The following is a 19,881-nucleotide window of genomic DNA, read 5'->3' as shown; positions in this document are numbered from 1 at the left end:
AGCTCCTTGCGTCGAGTCGAAGGTGACGACAGCGTCCCACACACGGTGGTGACCCCACCGTGTGTGAAATTGCGCAGTTACTTCTTCGCCTTCGACCCGCGCCGGAGCACCAGCCGGGCGCCGCTCCAGTCCCGGCCGGCGTTGATCGTGGAGGTCTGCTGGAGGCCGGCGGTGGGCGCGGACTCGGCGATCTCGCTCGGCTCGACGTGCCCATCGCGCCCGGCCTTGGGCGTGAGCAGCCACACGACGCCGTTGTCCGCCAGCGGGCCGAGGGCGTCGACGAGCAGCTCGAAGAGGTCACCGTCGCCGTCCCGGTACCACACCAGCACCGCGTCGACCACCTCGTCGGTGTCCTCGTCGACCAGCTCCCCAACTCGGTCGGTCAGGGCGTCCCGGAGATCCTGGTCGACGTCGTCGTCGTACCCCATCTCCATGACGACCATCCCCGGCTCGATCCCGAACCGGTCCGCCAGGCTGCGTACCCCGTCGGCGGCCTGACCAGCGGTCGCGCTCACTGTCGCGTGCCTCCTCATCTCATCCCTGCTCGCGGCGTCGTACGACACCGTCGGGCCAAGTCCACACAGTTGCGGCTCGCCGCGCAAGTGGCGCACCGGGTGGAACGGAATTTACCGTGCCAGGAGCGTGCGGGCACCCTGGGTAATGGCATCCTCGGAGACCAGAACCTGACGGGCAGCCGGACCTAATGGTACAAACGAGTCAACTGCCGCTACTCTTCGCGCCGCTCCGACATATCCGGCATCGACCAGGGCCGCGATCACCCCTTCGCCGACCCCGCCCGAGCGCCGCGTCTCGTCCACGACCAGCACCCGGCCGGTCGCCGTGGCCTCCCGGATGAGGTCGGCGACCGGCAGCGGCGCCAGCCAGCGCAGGTCCACCACCCGGGTGCCCACCCCCTCGTCGGCGAGCGCCGCGGCGGCACGCAGCGACAGCCGTACGCCGTTACCGAAGGTGATGATCGTGATGTCCTCGGCGGAGCCCACGCCGTAGACCCGCGCCCGGCCGACCGGCACGTGGGCGCTCGACCAGGCGCCCGGTTCCGCGTACTCGGCGAGCCACTCCCCGTCGCCCCCGCTGTGCAGGTCACGGGTGTGGTAGAGGGCGATCGGCTCCAGGAACACGCAGACGCTCCCGTCGACCGCCGCGCTGGCCAGGCAGGTCCGGAGCATGGGCGCGGCGTCATCCGGCCGTGCCGGCACCGCGACCACCAGGCCGGGGATGTCCCGGAGTACGGCCACCGAGTTGTCGTTGTGGAAGTGCCCGCCGAACCCCTCCTGGTACGCCAGCCCGGCGACCCGGACCACCATCGGGTTGCGGAACGCCCCCCGCGAGAAGAACTGCATGGTCGCCGCCTCGCCGCGCAACTGGTCCTCGGCGTTGTGCAGGTACGCGAGGTACTGGATCTCGGGCACCGGCAGCATCCCGGCCAGCCCGGCGCCCAGGCCGAGCCCGAGGATCGACGTCTCGTCGAGCAGGGTGTCGAACACGCGGGCGGCGCCGAAGCGCTCCCGCAACCCCTTCGTCACCCCGTACACGCCGCCCTTGGCGCCGACGTCCTCGCCGAAGACGGCCATCTGCGGGTGGTCCAGCAGCCCGTCGGCCAGCGCGGCGTTGATGCTCTGCGCGAGCGTCAGCGGGCCGGCCAGCTCGGGGAGCTTCCCGCCGAAGGCCTCGGCCCGCGCGGCCGCCCCCGGACCGGCCGCCCGTGCGGCCGCGTCGGCCACCGCCCGCGCGACCCGGACCGGTCGCCGGGGCGCGAGCGGGGCCACCACCTCGGCGGGATCGGCCAGTTTCGGCTCGTCGAGCACCTCCTCGGCGATCCGGCGCACCCGCCAGCCGATCTCGTCGTACCGGGCCAGCAGGTCAGCGCCGGTGGCGACGCCGGCCCCGACCAGCAGCCGCGCGGTGGCCAGCAGCGGGTCCCGGTCGAGGTCGGCCCCGATCTCCGCGGCGCTGCGGTACGCGGTCTCGACGTCCGCCCCGGCGTGCCCCATCAGGCGGACGGTGGACAGGTGCAGGACGGCCGGACGCCGGTGCCGGCGGACCCACGCCGCCGCCTCGGCCGCCACCGCGTACGCCCCGAGCAGGTCGCTCCCGTCGGCGGCGAAGTAGCGGATCCCCGGCTTCGACCGCAGGGTCGCCTCCACCCAGCCGCGGGGCGACCGGACGCTGATCCCCAGCCCGTTGTCCTCGCAGACGAACAGGACCGGGATGCGCAGGCCCGTGTGGTCGTACCAGCCGGCGGTGTTGAGGGCGGCGGTGGCGCTGGCGTGGTTGACCGACGCGTCGCCGAACGAGCAGACCACGATCGCGTCCGGCGGCCACGACGCCGGGGATGCTCCCCCGCCGCTGCCGACCCGGACCCCGGTCCGCCGGCCCGTCCCGTCGAGCCGGCGCAGCCGCTCCACCGCGAGCCCCATGCCGACCGCCCGCGGCAGGTGTGAGGCGATCGTGGAGGTGGTCGGCACGACGGCGAGGTCGGACCGGCCGAACACCTTGTGCCGGCCGCCGGCGATCGGTTCCCGGGCCGAGGCAACCATGCCGCGCAGCACGTCGCGGGCCGCGTCCGCGTACCCCGGCGCGAGGGGCCGGTCCGCCACGGGCCCGGCGGGTCCGGCGGTGCGCTCGGTGCCATCCGCCTCCCGGGCGGTCGCGGCGAACCGCTCCGGACCACCGTCGCCCGGAAGGGCGGCAGTGCCGGCGGCACCCGGGCCATCGGCGGACCGGGCGTTCGGGACGAGGTCGGACGCGGCGAGGTCGGGCCCGGCAGGGTCAGGCCTCGCGAGGTCGGCAGTGCTGGGCTCGGCGAGGTCGGACCCGGCCGGGCTGACTTCGGCAGAGCCAGCCCGGGCGGGGTCGGACCCGGCAGGACTGGCCCCGGCGAGGTCGGACCCGGCCGGGCTGGGCTCGGCGAGGTCGGGCGCGGCCGGGCTGGGCTCGGCGAGGTCGGGCGCGGCCGGGTTGGGCTCGGCGAGGTCGGGCGCGGCCGGGTTGGAGCCGGCAGGGGTGGGCTCCAGGGCGGTCAGGTCGACGCCGGCGGCGGTGGCGGCATTCGGGCCGGCTGCGGAGGGCGACGTGGCCAGCTCGACCGCCGGGTGCGCCGGCTGCCGGACGACGGTACGGACGCCGGTGGCGTGCGCGTCCGGCCCGGACGCGGCGGCGGCCTCGACGCGGTCGGCCGGAGCAGCGTCGTCCGCGCGGCGCGGCAGCGGGACGCTCGCGGCGTCGCCGGGCGGTGCCACGCGGTCGTCCTCCCCGGCGACCATTCCGTGCGGTACGTCCTCGGCGCCGGCGGCCTGGGCGGCGCGGACGCAGTAGAAGGCGCCGGAGCGGTAGTGCAGCAGGGCCGGGTCGGTGGGCCGCAGGGCGGCGGCGAGGGCGGCGTTGCCCTCGTGGCCGGCGGAGCCGATCGTGTAGAACCCTTCCCCGAAGCTGCGCAGCCAGCGACCGGCGAGGTCGAGCTGGCGGCTGACGACCTGGGCGTCGAAGAGGTCCAGCGCCTGCGCCCCGGTCAGCGGCGCGTCGTCGGTGACGGGCCGGGCGGGATCCCGCCTCCGCTCGTCGTCGGCGGTCAGGGCTCCCAGCGCCTCGCGGAGCCGTTCGTCAAGATCGTGCGGGGTGGTCACGACGGACAGCATTACCGACCACGGCCCGGTCCGCCCACCGGGACACGATCGGCGCGACCGCGCCTACTCCGCCCCGCACGCCTCGGGACAGCCGCCGTCGGAGACCTTGAACACCAGGTCCCGCAGGGTGGCGAGCTCGGCGTCGGTGAGGCCGGCGAGGAGACGGGAGTCGGACATCACGTGGTGGACCCGGGCCCGCATGCGCCGGCCGGCCTCGGTCACCACGAGCGTCTTCTGCCGCCGGTCGGTGGGGTCGACCCGGCGCTCCACGAGGCCGGCCTGCTCCAGCTTGTCCACCAGAGCGGTGACGTTGGACCGGTCGCAGCGCAGTTGCTCGGCCAGGTCGCGGGCGGGCAGCGGATGGTCGGGGTCCAGCTCGTGCAGGGCCCGGGCCACTGCCGGGGTGAGCCCCAGCTCGGCGATGTCGACGTCCTGGTAGTGCCGGATGGCCGAGGCGATGTGCATGATCCTGCGCACCGCGTCTCCGGCCAACCCGGAGCGACCGGCCGCGTCGGGGCCGGTCGACGAGACGGTGCTCTGCGCCATGCTCACATTCTACGTGCGGTTCAATAGTTGAACTTCTCTACTATCAAAGCGCCCACGCACCCTGTTCGGCTGGATGTGCCGGCCAGGGGCACTCGTCGTCACCTGGCGGTCATCCACGGTCGAAACGCTCCCCGGAGTCGAGAAGAAACGGACTCTGGGGAGGAATCTCGTGTCCCTGACCCGACGTACGATCCTGCTCTCCGGCGCGGCGGTCGGTGCCGCCGGCGCGGTCGCCGGCCTGCCCGGCTCGGCCACGGCGGCCGGCGGCCCCCTGCGCCAGGACCCGTTCACCCTCGGTGTGGCCTCCGGCGACCCGGACCATGACGGGGTGGTGCTCTGGACGCGGCTGGCTCCGCAGCCCCTCGCCGAGGACGGCCTCGGCGGCATGCCGAACCGGATCGTCCCGGTGCACTGGGAGGTCGCCGCGGACGAGCGGTTCCGGCACGTCGTGCGGCGCGGCGTGGAGATCGCCCGGCCGGAGTCCGCGCACAGCGTGCACGTCGAGCTGAACTGGCTGCTGCCCGGACGGGAGTACTTCTACCGGTTCCGCGCCGAGCGGTACGTCTCGCCGGTCGGGCGGACCCGGACCGCGCCCGCGCCGTGGCAGCTGCCGGCGGCTCTGGCGATGGCCTTCGCCTCCTGCTCCCAGTACGAGCACGGCTGGTTCACCGCCTACCGACGGATGGCCGAGACCGAGCCGGAGCTGATCCTGCACCTCGGCGACTACCAGTACGAGTACGCCCGGGACGTCTACACGATCCCCGGCGGCAACCCGCGCGACCACGAGGGGCCGGAGACGGTCACCCTCGCCAACTACCGGCAGCGGCACGCCCAGTACAAGACCGACGCGGACCTTCAGGCGGCGCACGCGGTCGCGCCCTGGCTGGTGGTGTGGGACGACCACGAGGTGGACAACAACTGGGCCGACGAGGCGTACGAGAAGCCGGAGATCCCGCAGCCGGACTTCCTCGCCCGGCGGGCGGCCGCGTTCCGGGCGTACTACGAGAACATGCCGCTGCGGCGCACCTCCGTCCCACGCGGCATCGACATGCAGCTCTACCGGCGGGTGCGCTGGGGCCGGCTGGCCACGTTCCACATGCTCGACACGCGCCAGTACCGGGACGACCAGGCCTGCGGCGACGGCTACCGGAACTGCGCCGCGGCCGCCGACCCGGCCCGGTCGATCACCGGCGCCGAGCAGGAGGCCTGGCTGCTCGACGGCTTCCGCCGTTCCGAGGCGCGCTGGGACCTCCTCGGCCAGCAGGTGTTCTTCGCGCAGCGGGACAACAACGCCGGTCCGCTCACGGTGACCAGCATGGACGCCTGGGACGGGTACGTCGCCTCCCGCGACCGGGTCACCCGGGGTTGGCTCGCCGCCGGGGTGCGCAACCCGGTGGTGCTCACGGGTGACGTGCACGCGCACTGGGCCAGCGACCTGAAGCTGGACTACGCCGACCCGACCTCCCGGACCGTCGGCAGCGAGCTGGTCTGCTCGTCGATCTCGTCCGGCGGGGACGGTGCCGACTCGCCCACCGGTTCGCACCCCTGGCTGGCGTTCAACCCGCACCTGCGCTTCCAGAACAACCTGCGCGGGTACGTCCGCACGACCATCACGCCGCAGCAGCTCACGGCCGACTTCGCCGTGCTGCCCTACGTGACCCGGCCGGGCGCGCCGGCGTACACCCGGGCGTCGTTCGTGATCGAGGACCGGGTGCCCGGCCTGCACCAGACGTACGACCGCCCGCCCGCCGCGCCCACGTCCGCCCGCGCCGCCGCCCCCTCCGACGATGCCGGCGCGCGGACCGTCGAGTCGGAGACCGTCCGCCCCTGACCCTGCCCACCGCCGCGCGCCGTCCTCTGACGTCGCGCGGCGGGACGCGGTCAGCCCGGGAGGAAGGAGAAGCGGACCTGGCGGGACGGGTTGTCGCCGTTGGGGTCGACCAGACACACCGACTGCCAGGTGCCGAGCGCCAGCCGCCCGCCGACCACCGGCAGCGTCGCGTACGGCGGCACGAACGCCGGCAGCACGTGGTCCCGCCCGTGGCCGGGCGAGCCGTGCCGGTGCCGCCACCGGTCGTCGGCGGGGAGCAGGTCGTCGAGCGCGGTGAGCAGGTCGTCGTCGGACCCGGAGCCGGTCTCGATGATCGCCAGCCCGGCCGTGGCGTGCGGGACGAAGACGTGCAGCAGACCGTCGCCCTGCCCGGCGACGAACCGTTCGGCCTCGGCGGTGATGTCCCGGACCGTCGGCCGCGACCCCGTCTGGACCGTGATCACCTCGGTACGCATACGCCGCATTCTGCCCGAGCCGCCGCATACCCGCGCCCGGACGACCGGGCCGGCTTCACCAGCCGCCGCCGCCCCCGCCGGAGTCCCCGCCGCCGGAGGACCAGCCACCACCGGAATCACCACCACCGGAGAACCAGCCGCCACCGGAGTCCCCGCCCGACGACCCGCCGGAATCCCCGCCGGACGACCAGCCGCCCGAGCCGCCGCTGTCGCCGTAGTCCCGGTTCCGGTAGTCGGTGCCGATGTCCCCGGCGGGCCCGGGGATGGTGCCGAGGGCGCCACCACGGCGGACCGCCGCCGCTCGGGGCGCCCGCGCCCCGGCCCGCACCACGACCGCGCCGAAGAGGGCCAGCCCCGCGCCCAGGACGAGCACCGGCAGCGCGGCGAGGTCCCCCGCGAGAAGACCGATCCCCGCGGCGAGCACCAACGCCAGCCCGCCCAACCCCAGCAGTACGCCCAGAGCCACCAGTCGTCCGTTCATGACCCGCACGGTAGGGATCGCCCGCAAGGGGTCGGCCGCGGCGTGGGCCCCGCCGGAGGCGCACTCCGGAGTGAACCCGCGACCAGGGAAAAGTTACCGACGGGTACCTGTGTCGCGCGTCGCGTCTCCCGGCGGTGGACGTGACGGCGGGTGGCACGAGGGGGCAGGATGGCGCTAGAGACCTATCCCACACACAACCGAGGGAACGCCTGTGGCTACGGAACGCAAGCGCCCGGTGATCACCGCCGGTCTGCCGAGCCAGCTTCCGGACATCGACCCTGAAGAGACCAGCGAATGGGTCGAGTCGCTCGACGGTGTCATCGACGAGCGCGGGACCAAGCGCGCCCGCTACGTCATGCTGCGCCTGCTGGAGCGGGCCCGCGAGCGCCAGGTCGGGGTGCCGTCCCTGACCACCACGGACTACATCAACACCATCCCGCCGGAGCGCGAGCCGTGGTTCCCGGGTGACGAGCACGTCGAGCGGCGGATCCGGGCGTACGTCCGGTGGAACGCCGCGATGCTGGTGCACCGGGCGCAGCGCCCGGAGATCGGCGTCGGCGGTCACATCTCCACCTTCGCCAGCTCGGCCTCGCTCTACGAGGTCGGCTTCAACCACTTCTTCCGCGGCAAGGACCACCCGGGCGGCGGCGACCACATCTTCTACCAGGGCCACGCCTCCCCCGGCATGTACGCGCGGGCGTTCCTGGAGGGCCGGCTCAGCGAGCACCAGCTCGACGGGTTCCGGCAGGAGCTGTCGCACCCCGGGGGCGGGCTGCCGTCATACCCGCACCCGCGGTTGATGCCGGACTTCTGGGAGTTCCCGACGGTCTCCATGGGTCTCGGCGGCCTGAACGCGATCTACCAGGCGCGGTTCAACCGCTACCTGCACCACCGGGGTATCAAGGACACGTCCGACCAGCACGTCTGGGCGTACCTCGGCGACGGCGAGATGGACGAGCCGGAGACGCTCGGCGCGATCGGGGTGGCCGCCCGCGAGGAACTGGACAACCTGACCTTCGTCATCAACTGCAACCTCCAGCGCCTCGACGGACCCGTCCGCGGCAACGGCAAGGTCATGCAGGAGCTGGAGGCGTTCTTCCGGGGCGCCGGCTGGAACGTCATCAAGGTGGTCTGGGGCCGCGAGTGGGACCCGCTGCTCGCCGCCGACACCGACGGCGCGCTGGTCAACCTCATGAACACCACGCCCGACGGTGACTACCAGACCTACAAGGCGGAGTCCGGGGCGTACGTGCGGGAGCACTTCTTCGGCCGTGACCCGCGCACCCGCAAGATGGTCGAGCACCTCACCGACGACGAGATCTGGAACCTCAAGCGGGGCGGCCACGACTACCGCAAGCTCTACGCGGCGTACAAGGCGGCGATGGAGCACACCGGCCAGCCGACGGTGATCCTGGCCAAGACCATCAAGGGCTGGACGCTCGGCTCGCACTTCGAGGCGCGCAACGCCACCCACCAGATGAAGAAGCTGACGCTGGAGGACCTGAAGACCTTCCGCGACCGGCTCTACCTGGACATCCCGGACAAGGCGCTGGAGGAGAACCCCTACCTGCCGCCGTACTACCACCCGGGCGAGAAGTCGGACGAGATCGCGTACCTGCACGAGCGGCGTCGGCAGCTCGGCGGGTACCTGCCGTCCCGGCGGACCGAGCACAAGCGGCTCACGATCCCCGGCCCGGAGCGCTTCGCCGACGTCAAGCGCGGCTCCGGCAAGCAGAAGGTCGCCACCACCATGGCCTTCGTCCGCCTGCTCAAGGACGTGATGAAGGACAAGGAGTTCGGCAAGCGGTGGGTGCCGATCATCCCGGACGAGGCGCGCACGTTCGGCATGGACTCGCTGTTCCCGACGCAGAAGATCTACTCGCCGCACGGCCAGCGGTACACGGCGGTCGACCGGGAGCTGTTCCTGTCGTACAAGGAGTCGACCGTCGGGCAGATCCTGCACGAGGGCATCAACGAGGCCGGCTCGGTCGCCTCGTTCACGGCGGCGGGCTCCTCGTACGCCACGCACAACGAGCCGATGATCCCGATGTACATCTTCTACTCGATGTTCGGGTTCCAGCGCACCGCCGACGGGCTCTGGGCGGCGGCCGACCAGATGGCGCGGGGCTTCCTGCTCGGCGCCACCGCCGGCCGGACCACGCTCAACGGTGAGGGGCTCCAGCACGAGGACGGCCACTCGCACCTGATCGCCGCCACCAACCCGGCGGTGGTCGCGTACGACCCGGCGTTCGCGTTCGAGATCGCGCACATCCTGGAGAACGGCCTGCACCGGATGTACGGCGAGGCGCAGGAGAACGTCTTCTACTACCTGACGGTCTACAACGAGCCGATCGTGCAGCCGGCGGAGCCGGAGGGCGTGGACGTCGAGGGCCTGCTCAAGGGCATCTACCGCTACGCGGCGGCGCCCCAGGTGGACGGCCCGAAGGCGCAGCTGCTCGCCTCGGGCACCGGGATGCAGTGGGCGCTCAAGGCCCAGCAGCTGCTCGCCCAGGACTGGGGGGTGGCGGTCGACGTCTGGTCGGTGACCTCCTGGACGGAGCTGCGCCGCGACGCGGTCGAGGCCGAGGAGCACAACCTGCTCCACCCGACCGGGGAGCAGCGGGTGCCGTACGTGGCGCGGAAGCTGGCCGACGCCGAGGGCCCGAAGGTCGCCGTCAGCGACTGGATGCGGGCGGTGCCGGACCTGATCTCCCGCTGGATTCCCGGCGACTACACGTCGCTCGGCACCGACGGGTTCGGCATGTCCGACACCCGCCACGCGCTGCGCCGGCACTTCCACGTCGACGCCGAGTCGGTCGTGGTCGCGACGCTGCGGCAGCTCGCCCTCCGCGGCGCGGTGCCGGCGAACGTGCCCGCCGAGGCTGCCAAGAAGTACGCGATCGAGGACGTCAGCGCGGCGCCGGTCGGCGAGACCGGCGGCGACAGCTAGCCCGACAGAACGAGGGGCCCGGTGCGACATCCCGCGCCGGGCCCCTCGTCTCGTCGATCATGGAGTTGTGGTGGTGACGAACGGGTCGCAGGCGGTCGGAACCGGGCACCACAACTCCGTGATCGGCGCGGGGCGCGTGACGAAGGGGCGGTGACCCGGGGTCCCGGGCGGGGACGCCGGGTCACCGCCGGAGCGGGCGACGCCAGGAGGTGCCCGGTCAGCCGACGGCGGCCAGGTCGGTCAGCCGGGCGAGCGAGTCCTCCAGGTCGGCGCCGACCCGACGCAGGCCGAGCCGGAGCAGAGCGGCCTTGACCGGACCAGCCGGCCAGCGTACGACGATGAGCCGTACGATCGTCCCGCCCTCCTCCTCGTCGGCGGTGAGCTGGACGTAGATCTCGGTGCGCGCCTCCGCCCGGGCACCGGCGCCCTTGGCGCGTTCCCGCCAGCCGATCAGGGTCGGCTCCTGGTAGGCGATCACCTCGGCCTCATGCGCCGCGCCGCGCCCCGCCTGGACCAGCTGCCGCCGCCCGAAGCCCTCCCCCGAGAGCACCTCGGCCGCGCGGACCCCCGCCAGCCACGCCGGCAACTGTTCGGCCCGCTGCACGACGCCCCAGACCGCTTCGATCGGCGCCATCACGTGCGCACTGCGTTCCACGAGGATCATTTCCGTCTTCCTCCAGTGAGGACATCCCACGATATCGGCACTCTATGCGCAAATTCGGACGTACTTGGACGGGTTCGGAAAAGACACGCCGAAAACCATTGCGCCAGCGGGCTCCACGACCTATGGCGCTCCACGCGGCGTACCCCTAGAGTCGCGAACACATTTCGCGTACGACGGGAGGGCGCATGCCGACCGCACCGCTGCCGCAGTTCCCCGCCGGGTTCCGCTTCGGGGTGTCCACGTCCGCGTACCAGATCGAGGGCGCGGTCGACGAGGACGGGCGCGGACCGTCCATCTGGGACACCTTCGCCCGCTCCCCCGGCCGGATCGTCGACGGCAGCACCGGCGACGTGGCCTGCGCCCACTACCACCGGTACGCCGAGGACGTCGCGCTGATGGCCCGGCTGGGCGTCGGGGCGTACCGGTTCTCGATCGCCTGGCCGCGGGTCCGGCCGGCCGGCGGCGGCCCGGTCAACGCGGCCGGGCTGGACTTCTACGACCGCCTCGTCGACGAGCTGCTGGCACACGGCGTCGACCCGGTCGCCACCCTGTTCCACTGGGACCTGCCGCAGCCCCTCGAAGACGCCGGCGGGTGGCTCAACCGGGACACCGCGCACCGGTTCGCCGAGTACGCCGACGCCACCGCCGCCCGGCTCGGCGACCGGGTGAGGCTGTGGATCACCCTCAACGAGCCGTTCATCCACATGAGCCTCGGCCACGGCATGGGCGTGCACGCGCCGGGACGGATGCTGCTGTTCGACGCCTTCCCGGTCGCCCACCACCAGTTGCTCGCGCACGGCCTCGCCGTCGCCGCGCTGCGCGCCCGCACCGCCAGCCCGGTCGCCATCGCCAACAACTACTCGCCGGTGCGGGTCCTCGGGGACACCGAGGCCGACGCCGCCGCCGGGGCGGCGTACGAGGCGCTGCACAACCGGCTCTTCACCGACCCGCTGCTCGGCCGCGGCTACCCGGACGGGCCCGGCTTCGAGCCCGGCGTGGTACGGGACGGCGACCTGGCGGTCGTCGCCGCGCCGATCGACGTGCTCGGGGTGAACTACTACAACCCCACCGGGATCCGCGCCCCCGACGAGGGATCGCCGCTGCCCTTCGAGATCGTGCCGCTCGACGGCTACCCGCGGACCGCCTTCGACTGGCCGGTCGCCCCCGACGGGCTGCGGGAACTGCTCGGCTGGCTGCACCGCACGTACGGCGACGACCTGCCGCCGATCCAGATCACCGAGAGCGGCTGCGCGTACGACGACGCGCCGGACGCCGACGGGCGGGTGCACGACCCGGAGCGGATCGCGTACCTCGACGGGCACCTGCGGGCCGTCCGGGCGGCGATCGACGACGGGGTGGACGTGACCGGGTACTTCGTCTGGTCGCTCCTCGACAACTGGGAGTGGGCCGAGGGCCTCACCAAGCGCTTCGGCCTGGTCCACGTCGACTACGCCACCGCTACGCGGACGCCGAAGTCGTCGTACGCCTGGTACCGCGACGTGATCGCGGGCGCGGCCCAGGGACCGTCGACGTGACCACCGTCGAACCGACGCCGGCCTCGCTGCCGGCAGCGCTCGCCGAGCCGACCGTGCCGGTCCGGCGGGCCTGGATCGCGCTGCTCGTCACCGCGAACCTCGGCGTCTGGATGGCGTTCTTCACCCCGATCCAGGTGCTGCTGCCGCAGCAGGTGGAACGGATCGCGCCAGCCGACAAGGAGACCGTGCTGGCCGTGGTCACCGGTGTCGGCGCGCTGGCCGCGGTGCTCGCCAACCCGCTCGCCGGTGCGCTCTCCGACCGCACGGCCCCGCGCCTGGGCGGGCGGGCCCTCGGCCGCCGGCACGCCTGGACCGCCGGCGGCGCGGTGCTCGGCGCGCTCGCCCTGGTGCTGCTGGCTCAGCAGCGCACCGTCCTCGGGGTGACGCTCGGCTGGGTCGCCGCGCAGGTCTGCTTCAACGCGATGCTGGCCAGCCTGACCGCCGCCGTACCCGACCGGGTGCCGGTCGCGCAGCGCGGCGGCGTGTCCGGCTGGGTCGGCATCCCGCAGGCGCTCGGCCTCGTCCTCGGCGTGGTGCTGGTGACGGCGGTGGTCACCGGCAACGCGGCCGGGTACGCCGCCGTCGCGGTCGCCGTGCTGGTGCTCGCCCTGCCGTTCGCCCTGCTCACCGCCGACGACCCGCTGCCGGCCGCGCACCGGCCACCGCTGCGTGGGCTGCTCGCGTCGATGTGGGTGTCGCCCCGGCGCCACCCCGACTTCGGGTGGGCCTGGGTCACCCGCTTCCTCGTCCAGCTCGGCAACGCCCTCGGCACCCTCTACCTGCTGTACTTCCTCACCGACGAGGTGCGCCTGGCCGACCCGGAGGGCGGCCTGCTGGTGCTGATCCTGCTCTACACGGTGGGGCTGGCGGCGACCGCGGTGGTGGCGGGGCGGCTGTCGGACCGGTCCGGACGCCGCAAGGTCTTCGTGATCTCCGCCGGCGGCATCATGGCGGTCGCCGCGCTGCTGCTCGCCGTGGCGCCGGTCTGGCCGGTGGCGGTGGTCGCCGCCCTGCTGCTCGGCGCCGGGTACGGGGTCTACCTCTCGGTGGACGCGGCCCTCATCACACAGGTGCTGCCCCACGCCGCCGACCGGGCCAAGGACCTCGGGGTGATCAACATCGCGAACTCGGCGCCGCAGGTGCTCGGCCCGGCGATCTCCGCGCCGATCGTCGTCCACCTGGGCGGCTACCCCACCCTGTACGCCGCCACCGCGGCGGTCACCGTGCTGGGCAGCGTCCTGGTGCTGAAGATCCGCTCGGTGCCCTGAGCCGCACCCCTGGCCAAACCCGGTCGCGCGCCGCCGTAGGCTGGGGGACGTGACGGTACGTGTACGCTTCGCCCCCTCCCCGACCGGAATGTTCCATGTCGGCGGCGCCCGCTCGGCCCTGCAGAACTGGATCTTCGCCAAGCAGCAGGGCGGGGTGTTCGTGCTCCGCATCGAGGACACCGACGCGGCGCGCAACAAGCCGGAGTGGACCGAGGGCATCCTCTCGGCGCTGGACTGGATCGGCATCGCCCGGGGCAGCTACGAGGGCCCGTACTTCCAGTCGTCGTACGCGGGCGAGCACCGCGCCGCCGCGACCCGGCTGTACGAGGGCGGCCGCGCGTACTACTGCGACTGCACCCGGGAGGCTGTGCAGGCGCGGACCGGCTCGCAGCACTCCGGCTACGACGGCTTCTGCCGCGACCGGGGTCTGGAGCCCGGTGCGGGACGGGCGCTGCGCTTCCGTACGCCGGACGAGGGCGCGACCGTCGTGGTGGACCTGATCCGCGGCGAGCCCACCTTCGAGAACAGGCACATCGAGGACTTCGTCATCGCCCGCGGTGACGGGTCCCCGGTCTTCCTGCTGGCCAACGTGGTCGACGACATGACCATGGGGATCACCCACGTGATCCGGGCCGAGGAGCACCTGCCCAACACCCCCAAGCAGCAGCTTCTCTGGGACGCGCTGGGCGTCAAGCCCCCGGTCTGGGCGCACGTCCCGGTCGTGGTCAACGAGAAGCGGCAGAAGCTCTCCAAGCGCCGCGACAAGGTCGCCCTCGAGGCGTACCGCGACGAGGGCTACCTGGCCGACGCGATGCGCAACTACCTGATGCTGCTCGGCTGGGCGCCGTCCGGCGACCGTGAGATCGTGCCCTGGTCGGTGATCGAGGACGAGTTCCGGCTGGAGGAGGTCAACCCCTCCCCCGCGTTCTTCGACGAGAAGAAGCTGCGCGCGTTCAACGGTGAGTACATCCGGGCGCTGCCGCTCGCCGAGTTCATCGCGGCGTGCCAGCCGTGGCTCACCGGCACCGACACCATCGCGCCGCCGCCGTGGCAGCCGGAGGAGTTCGACGCCGACGTGTTCGCCGCGGTCGCGCCGCTGGCGCAGACCCGGATCGCGGTGCTCAGCGAGATCGTGCCGAACGTCGACTTCCTGTTCCTCGAGTCGCCGCTGATCGACGAGGCGGCCTGGGCGAAGGCGATGAAGGAGGGCGCGGCGGAGCTGCTGGACGCGGCGGTCGCGGCCTTCGAGGCGCTGGACTCCTGGGACGCCGAGTCGATCAAGTCCGCGCTGGAGGCGGTCGGCGCGGAGCGGGGCCTCAAGCTGGGCAAGGCCCAGGCGCCGGTCCGGGTCGCGGTCACCGGCCGCACCGTCGGCCTCCCGCTCTTCGAGTCGCTCGAGGTTCTGAACCGCGACCGCACCCTGACCCGCCTCCGCGCGGCCCGCCTCCGCCTGTTCTGACCCGCGGCCCGCCAACCTTGGCCCACCAGCCTCCCGCGATCTTGCACTTTCGGCCCCCGGTTCGCCCCTTTCACGGGGTTTGCCGGGGCAGAAAGTGCAAGATCGCGGGAGGGGTGGGTCGGGGTCAGGGTGTCCGGCGGCGGCGGAGGGCGACGGTGGCCACTCCGGCTCCCACCAGCGCGAGGACGCCGAGGCCCGCCCAGAGCCAGGGGGAGCCTTCGTCGCTCCCCCGAGCCGTCGATTCGGCCGCTCCGGTGGTGCCGGCCGGGCTCGGGTCGGCCGACGCGGTCGCCGGCGAACCCGTCGATGCCGACGGGGTGGCGGAGACCGACGGGTCGGCGGGGGTGCCGGTGGTCAGGGCGAACCGGACCTCACCGGAGATCGGGTGCCCGTCGCTGGACTGGACCTGGTAGCCGACGATGTAGAGCCCGGCGCGGCCGGGCCGGAACGGCACACTCACCCGGGTGCCGGAGAACGTCGGTGCGCCGCCGGCCGCCGCCACGTTGTCCGGCCCGGTGACGGTGACCTTCGTCGTGACGGGGTCGGGCTTCGCCAGGAAGCGCAGCTCGATCCGGGCGGGCGCCGTGGCGATGCGTGCGCCGTCGCGCGGGTCGCTGCCGGTCAGCTGATTGTGCGCGGCGGCCGGCGCCGGCGGCGCCAGCAGCGACACACCGAGCGCCACGCCGAACACCACTGGCCAGGCACCCGCCACACGTGCAACCCTGCCCCCCATGTACCCCTCCCGAAAGGTACGATCCGCCCGCTGATCAACGGACGCCGAGGAGTTAGTCGGCCGGTGATCGCAGATAGTTCCAATAACAGTTCCACAAGCTGCAACCGATCGCCGTGCGGCGGAGTCTTAGGGTGGGCATCCGGCCTGCGCGTCCGGTCACCTCCGCCGACCCAGCAATGCGTGACCTGCAGCGAAGCCATCCATCGAACGGGGCGAGGAGGCGGCGATGGTCCGAAGGGTACGGCGACTTGTCGCCCTGTTAGCGGGTGCCCTCGCGACGGGGGTGCTGGCACTCGGTCTGGCCGACCCGGCGAAAGCGGCCCCGAAGCCGCCGCCCGCGGGCGTGGACATCACCGGCGAGGGACTGGCCGAACCGCTGCGGCTCCGCGCCAACCGCCACCCGGCCGAGGTCGTGGCCGTCATCGATCAGGTGAACTTCCTCGGCCGCGCCGGCCAGACCACCGGTCCGCGCAAGGCCGACCTGGGTCCGAAGTACACGATCGTGGTGCTGTCCGGTGACACGCCCAAGCAGACGTACGACCTGTACCCGAAGGCAGCCGGCGGCCCGCGCGTCTACCGGCCCGCCAAGCAGCCGGACTCGCGGCGGACCACCGCCGGCTGGTTCCTCGGCCGACTCACCATGTCGGAGACCCTGCGGAGTGTCGGCGTGCCGCTGGAGCGCCAGTTCGACACCGTCAGCGGTGGCGTCGGCGGCGGGGAGCGGGTCATCCCGGAGCACGCCATCAACCCCGCCCGCGACCTCGACGAGGCGCTGGGCGAGCTGCAGCGGCTGCTGCTGCTCAACGTGGCCGTCATGCTCACGATCACGTCCGGTCTGGCCGGGATCGCGCTGCTGATCCGTCGCCGGACGCGCTGACGCCCACCGCCGGGCCCCTCACATCTCCAGGACCACCTTGCCGCGGACGTGGCCCGTCTCGACCAGGCGGTGCGCGTCCGCGGCCTGGTCGAGGGGGAATGTCCGTGCCACGTGGACGGTCAACCGGCCCACGTCCACCAGCCCGGCGAGCACGCTCAGGTCCGCGGTCGACGGCGTGACGAAGACGTAGCTGCCGCCGAGGACGACGTCCGGACCGACCGGCGGATCGGGCAGCTCCCGCACGGTGCGCAGGTCGGCGGAGCCGTACTCGTCGAGCGCGATGGCCTTCACGACCACCACGCTAACGGCCGGGCGACAGGCGAGGGGTCAGCACCAACGGCGTGGCGGTCGCTCCCGACGGGTGGCCCGCTGCCGGGGCCGGACCGGACCGTGCCGGTGCGCGCCCGCCCAACCGGGCAGGTCACTGCGGCATCCGGCGGTCGCGTCGTCGACCGGTGGCACCAGCTCCGCCGATCGCTGGCGCGGCACCGCGGCCTCGTCCTCGGCACGCTCGGGCAGCCGCCCGGTGGGTGCCTCGCCCGGGTGGGCCGGCGCCCCGCCGATGATCCGCCGGTGGTGCTTGGCCGCCGGCTGCTCGTGGTGGCCCGGCCGGCAGGGCTCGCCCTGGGCGCAGCCGTGGTCGGCCTCCCCGTGCGCCATCCCGGTCTCCTCACGCTCGCCGTCGCGCGCCGGTGACAGCCCGGCGTGCCCTGTCACCGTACTGGCCGGGCCCGACGAGCTGTGCAGCACGTACCCGGTTCAGCGGTGCGGGCGGCGGGGGAAGATCGTCCTCCGGCGGGACGGCCTCCGTCCCCGGTCGGAGCCGGGACGGGCGCGGCTGTGGTGGGATCGAGGCCATGCGACCGCCACCGTGGCTCGGGCCGGACACCCGCGGCCGCGACCTCGCGCTGGCGGGCGCGTCACTCGCCGGCGGCCTGCTCCTGTACGGGCTGGGCACCCAGCCCCAGCTGCCCGGCGGTACGGGTGCGCCGGAACGACTGTTCCTCCTACCGCTGATGGCGGTGTGCGTGGCGGTCGGGCTGCGCCGGATCGCGACCCGCGCGAGCCTCGCGCTGGGCACGGTGGCGGTGCTGGCCGACCTCGCCCTGGGCGGGTCGCTGGCGACCGTCCTCATCTACACGCAGGTGCTCTACGACGCCTGCGTGTACGGCTCGGCCCGGACCTGGCGGCGGCTCCTGCGGGTCACCGTGGCGCTGAGCGTGCTCGCGGCGGCAGCCGGCGTCCTGGTGCTGGGCCGCTGGCAGGGGATCGGCTTCGCGGCTCCGGTGGTGCTCGCCGGGGTGCTGCCGGTGATCACCGGACTGAGCGTTCGCCAGTACCGCGACCAGGCCGCCGCCGAGCGGGTCCGCGCCGAGCAGACCGCCCGGCTGGTGGAGCTGGACCGACGGCAGGCGGTGAGCGCCGAGCGGGCCCGGATGGCGCGGGAGCTGCACGACGTCGTCGCCAACCATCTGAGCGCGGTGGCGATCCACGCGACGGCGTGCTGTCCGTGCCGGGGCTGGACCGGTCGCAGGTGGACTCGGCCCTGCGGGTGATCCGGGAGAACAGCGTGCAGGGGCTGGCCGAGATGCGGCAGATGATCGGGCTGCTGCGCGGGCCGGCCGACGGTGGTGCGGGCGAGGACGCCACGGCGGAGGCGACCCCCGCCCGGTTGAAGACACACGTCAGCCGGATTCTCGCCACGCTCGACCTGCGCAGCCGGGTGCAGGCCGCCATCCTGGCCCAGGAGCTGGGTCTGCCCGTACCCCCGCCGGCCGGACCGACGCCGGCGCCCGGCGGCGCGGCAGCGGAGCCGACGCCCGGCGGCACGGCACCGGAGCCGGGCGGCCCGGCCGGGGGTGTCGCGCCCGCCGGAGCGTGATCCGCTCAATGCCGCCGGCATCGGGGGATCCCGACGGCGCGGAGACCACCATGCCGGCGGCATCGTGTCGATCGAGGAACCGTCGACGCCGGGGCCGCACGGCCGGGGCCGGCCAGGGACGGCCGGGGGCCGGCGCGCGGACCGGGCGGCACGGACCGGGCGGGCCGGCTGACCGGGACCGGGGGACGCCCGGAGCCGCCCCGGCACGGCGGCCCAGGTCACGGCGTGTCAGGCTGGGGCGGTGAGCGAGCCGGACACCGAGCTGACGGCCACCCTGCGCCGCATCGAGCGGGCGGCCGGGGCGTTGGCGACCGCCAGCGTGGCGCGGATGGACGAGACCCTTCCGTGGTTCCGCGCGCTCCCGGCCGACCAGCGCTCGTGGGTCATGCTGGTGGCCCAGGCCGGCGCGCGCTCGCTGGTGCAGTGGCTGCGGTCCGGCGGGGGCACCGCCGACAGCACCCAGGAGGTCTCCGACGAGGTCTTCGCGACCGCGCCGCAGGCCCTCGCCCGCTCGATCAGCCTCCAGCAGACCGTGGCCCTGATCAAGGTGACCATCGACGTGGTGGAGGAGCAGGTCCCGCACCTGGCCGCCCCGGGCGAGGAGCCGCAGCTGCGGGAGGCGGTGCTGCGCTTCTCCCGGGAGATCGCCTTCGCCGCCGCGCGGGTGTACGCGCGCGCCGCCGAGTCCCGTGGCTCGTGGGACGCCCGGCTCCAGGCGCTGCTGGTGGACGCGCTGTTGCGCGGCGACTCGCCGGACGTGCTGGCCAGCCGGGCCGCCGCGCTCGGCTGGACGGACGCCCCGCCGGTGGCGGTGGCCGTGGGCCGCTCCCCCGGCGGCGAGGTGTCGGCGGTGCTGCACACGGTCTACCGGCATGCGCGGCGGATCGGCGTCGAGGTGATCGGCGGCGTGCACGGGGACCGGCTGGTCATCGTGCTCGGTGGGGCCGCCGACCCGGTGGCGGCGACCGGCGAGCTGCTCGACGCGTTCGGGGAGGGGCCGGTCGTGGTCGGTCCGGCCGTGCCGAGCCTGGACGAGGCCACCGAGTCGGCCCGCGCCGCCCTCGCCGGGTTCCGGGCCGCGCCGGCCTGGCCGTCCGCGCCACGGCCGGTGCCGGCCGCCGACCTGCTGCCGGAGCGGGCACTCGCCGGGGATGCGGAGGCCCGCCGGCGGCTGCGGCACGACGTGTACGCGACGCTGGTCCGCGCGGGTGGCGAGCTGCTGGAGACGCTGGACGCCTTCTTCACCGCCGGCGGGACGCTGGAGAGTGCTGCCCGGGCACTGTTCGTGCATCCGAACACGGTGCGCTACCGGCTGCGCCGGATCTCCGAGGTCACCGGGTTCTCGCCGCTCTCGGCGCGGGACGCGTACGCGCTCCAGGTGGCGCTCACCGTCGGCCGTCTGGACCCGGTGGTCACAGTGGTCCCGACCCAGACATTGGCCCCAGGCGTGAGGAAAACATCACAGACGAGTGATGACCACGACCGATCTTTGTAGGATCCATACAAAGGTCCTAGTGCGGTTTGGTCGGGGGCGGCACAGCGCTACCCGCGCGTAT

General features: G+C 73.7%; 17 protein-coding genes and 1 pseudogene. 9 read left to right on the top strand and 9 right to left on the bottom strand.

All coding sequences use genetic code 11. The features are described 5' to 3' along the window. Positions 1–77 precede the first annotated feature (77 nt). The 3 genes from HCJ94_RS13350 to HCJ94_RS13335 all read right to left on the bottom strand — a co-directional run bounded on the left by HCJ94_RS13350 (position 78) and on the right by HCJ94_RS13335 (position 4,190). Positions 78–515: a DUF3052 domain-containing protein gene (locus HCJ94_RS13350; RefSeq protein WP_168001322.1), complete on the bottom strand. Its 438-nt coding sequence runs from the start codon at positions 513–515 to the stop codon at positions 78–80. Between the two features lie 111 nt (positions 516–626). Then, positions 627–3,101 (bottom strand): transketolase C-terminal domain-containing protein, encoded by a 2,475-nt coding sequence (locus tag HCJ94_RS13345; RefSeq protein ID WP_373684291.1) that lies wholly within the window; start codon positions 3,099–3,101, stop codon positions 627–629. A gap of 606 nt (positions 3,102–3,707) precedes the next feature. Further along, a complete protein-coding gene (locus tag HCJ94_RS13335; protein WP_168001321.1) occupies positions 3,708–4,190 on the bottom strand; it encodes a MarR family winged helix-turn-helix transcriptional regulator in 483 nt (160 codons plus the stop codon). Between the two features lie 169 nt (positions 4,191–4,359). Between HCJ94_RS13335 and HCJ94_RS13330 the strand changes: the two genes are divergently transcribed. Beyond that, on the top strand, positions 4,360–6,021 hold the full coding sequence (locus HCJ94_RS13330) for an alkaline phosphatase D family protein (protein ID WP_168001320.1): 1,662 nt from the start codon (positions 4,360–4,362) through the stop codon (positions 6,019–6,021). Positions 6,022–6,071: 50 nt separating this feature from the next. Here HCJ94_RS13330 and HCJ94_RS13325 read toward each other — a convergent pair whose 3' ends face one another. After that, a complete protein-coding gene (locus HCJ94_RS13325; protein ID WP_168001319.1) occupies positions 6,072–6,476 on the bottom strand; it encodes a YjbQ family protein in 405 nt (134 codons plus the stop codon). Positions 6,477–6,531: 55 nt separating this feature from the next. Beyond that, positions 6,532–6,957, bottom strand: a complete 426-nt coding sequence (locus HCJ94_RS13320; RefSeq protein ID WP_168001238.1) for a hypothetical protein — start codon at positions 6,955–6,957, stop codon at positions 6,532–6,534. Between the two features lie 211 nt (positions 6,958–7,168). Between HCJ94_RS13320 and aceE the strand changes: the two genes are divergently transcribed. Further along, a complete protein-coding gene (gene aceE, locus HCJ94_RS13315; RefSeq protein WP_168001318.1) occupies positions 7,169–9,907 on the top strand; it encodes a pyruvate dehydrogenase (acetyl-transferring), homodimeric type in 2,739 nt (912 codons plus the stop codon). A 217-nt stretch (positions 9,908–10,124) separates the two neighbouring features. Here the strand turns inward: aceE and HCJ94_RS13310 are convergent, their stop codons facing one another. After that, positions 10,125–10,571, bottom strand: a complete 447-nt coding sequence (locus tag HCJ94_RS13310; protein WP_168001317.1) for an SRPBCC family protein — start codon at positions 10,569–10,571, stop codon at positions 10,125–10,127. A 185-nt stretch (positions 10,572–10,756) separates the two neighbouring features. Between HCJ94_RS13310 and HCJ94_RS13305 the strand changes: the two genes are divergently transcribed. Genes HCJ94_RS13305 through gltX form a run of 3 tightly spaced genes read left to right on the top strand, consistent with a single transcriptional unit; the run spans position 10,757 to position 14,833 of the window. Next, positions 10,757–12,106: a GH1 family beta-glucosidase gene (locus tag HCJ94_RS13305; protein WP_168001316.1), complete on the top strand. Its 1,350-nt coding sequence runs from the start codon at positions 10,757–10,759 to the stop codon at positions 12,104–12,106. Then, on the top strand, positions 12,103–13,374 hold the full coding sequence (locus HCJ94_RS13300; RefSeq protein ID WP_168001315.1) for an MFS transporter: 1,272 nt from the start codon (positions 12,103–12,105) through the stop codon (positions 13,372–13,374). The genes HCJ94_RS13305 and HCJ94_RS13300 overlap by 4 nt, the downstream gene beginning before the upstream one ends. A gap of 49 nt (positions 13,375–13,423) precedes the next feature. Continuing rightward, positions 13,424–14,833, top strand: coding sequence for a glutamate--tRNA ligase (gltX, locus tag HCJ94_RS13295; protein ID WP_168001314.1), 1,410 nt, complete (start codon positions 13,424–13,426; stop codon positions 14,831–14,833). A 124-nt stretch (positions 14,834–14,957) separates the two neighbouring features. Here the strand turns inward: gltX and HCJ94_RS13290 are convergent, their stop codons facing one another. Then, positions 14,958–15,515: a copper resistance CopC family protein gene (locus HCJ94_RS13290; protein ID WP_309227252.1), complete on the bottom strand. Its 558-nt coding sequence runs from the start codon at positions 15,513–15,515 to the stop codon at positions 14,958–14,960. Positions 15,516–15,792: 277 nt separating this feature from the next. Between HCJ94_RS13290 and HCJ94_RS13285 the strand changes: the two genes are divergently transcribed. Further along, the gene (locus HCJ94_RS13285) at positions 15,793–16,443 is read left to right on the top strand and encodes a hypothetical protein (protein WP_168001312.1); all 651 of its coding nucleotides are present in this window, start codon (positions 15,793–15,795) and stop codon (positions 16,441–16,443) included. Positions 16,444–16,461: 18 nt separating this feature from the next. Here HCJ94_RS13285 and HCJ94_RS30765 read toward each other — a convergent pair whose 3' ends face one another. Then, complete coding sequence (locus HCJ94_RS30765) at positions 16,462–16,734, bottom strand: zinc-binding dehydrogenase (RefSeq protein ID WP_309227251.1); 273 nt, start codon at positions 16,732–16,734, stop codon at positions 16,462–16,464. A 36-nt stretch (positions 16,735–16,770) separates the two neighbouring features. Further along, positions 16,771–17,103: a hypothetical protein gene (locus HCJ94_RS13275; RefSeq protein WP_168001310.1), complete on the bottom strand. Its 333-nt coding sequence runs from the start codon at positions 17,101–17,103 to the stop codon at positions 16,771–16,773. Positions 17,104–17,300: 197 nt separating this feature from the next. Here HCJ94_RS13275 and HCJ94_RS13270 point away from each other — a divergent pair, with 197 nt between their 5' ends. The 3 genes and pseudogenes from HCJ94_RS13270 to HCJ94_RS13260 form a co-directional block, all read left to right on the top strand. Further along, positions 17,301–17,999: a histidine kinase gene (locus tag HCJ94_RS13270; RefSeq protein ID WP_168001309.1), complete on the top strand. Its 699-nt coding sequence runs from the start codon at positions 17,301–17,303 to the stop codon at positions 17,997–17,999. Continuing rightward, positions 17,978–18,325 carry a helix-turn-helix domain-containing protein gene (locus HCJ94_RS30145; RefSeq protein WP_168001308.1) on the top strand — a complete coding sequence of 116 codons (348 nt, stop codon included), beginning with the start codon at positions 17,978–17,980 and terminating at the stop codon, positions 18,323–18,325. The genes HCJ94_RS13270 and HCJ94_RS30145 overlap by 22 nt, the downstream gene beginning before the upstream one ends. Before the next feature lie 193 nt (positions 18,326–18,518). After that, positions 18,519–19,820, top strand: a pseudogene (locus HCJ94_RS13260) (PucR family transcriptional regulator); the annotation flags it as partial. Positions 19,821–19,881 lie beyond the last annotated feature (61 nt).

Source organism: Micromonospora thermarum, assembly GCF_012034245.1.
Lineage (GTDB): Bacteria > Actinomycetota > Actinomycetes > Mycobacteriales > Micromonosporaceae > Micromonospora > Micromonospora thermarum.
This window is presented reverse-complemented; position numbering and strand designations above follow the sequence as displayed.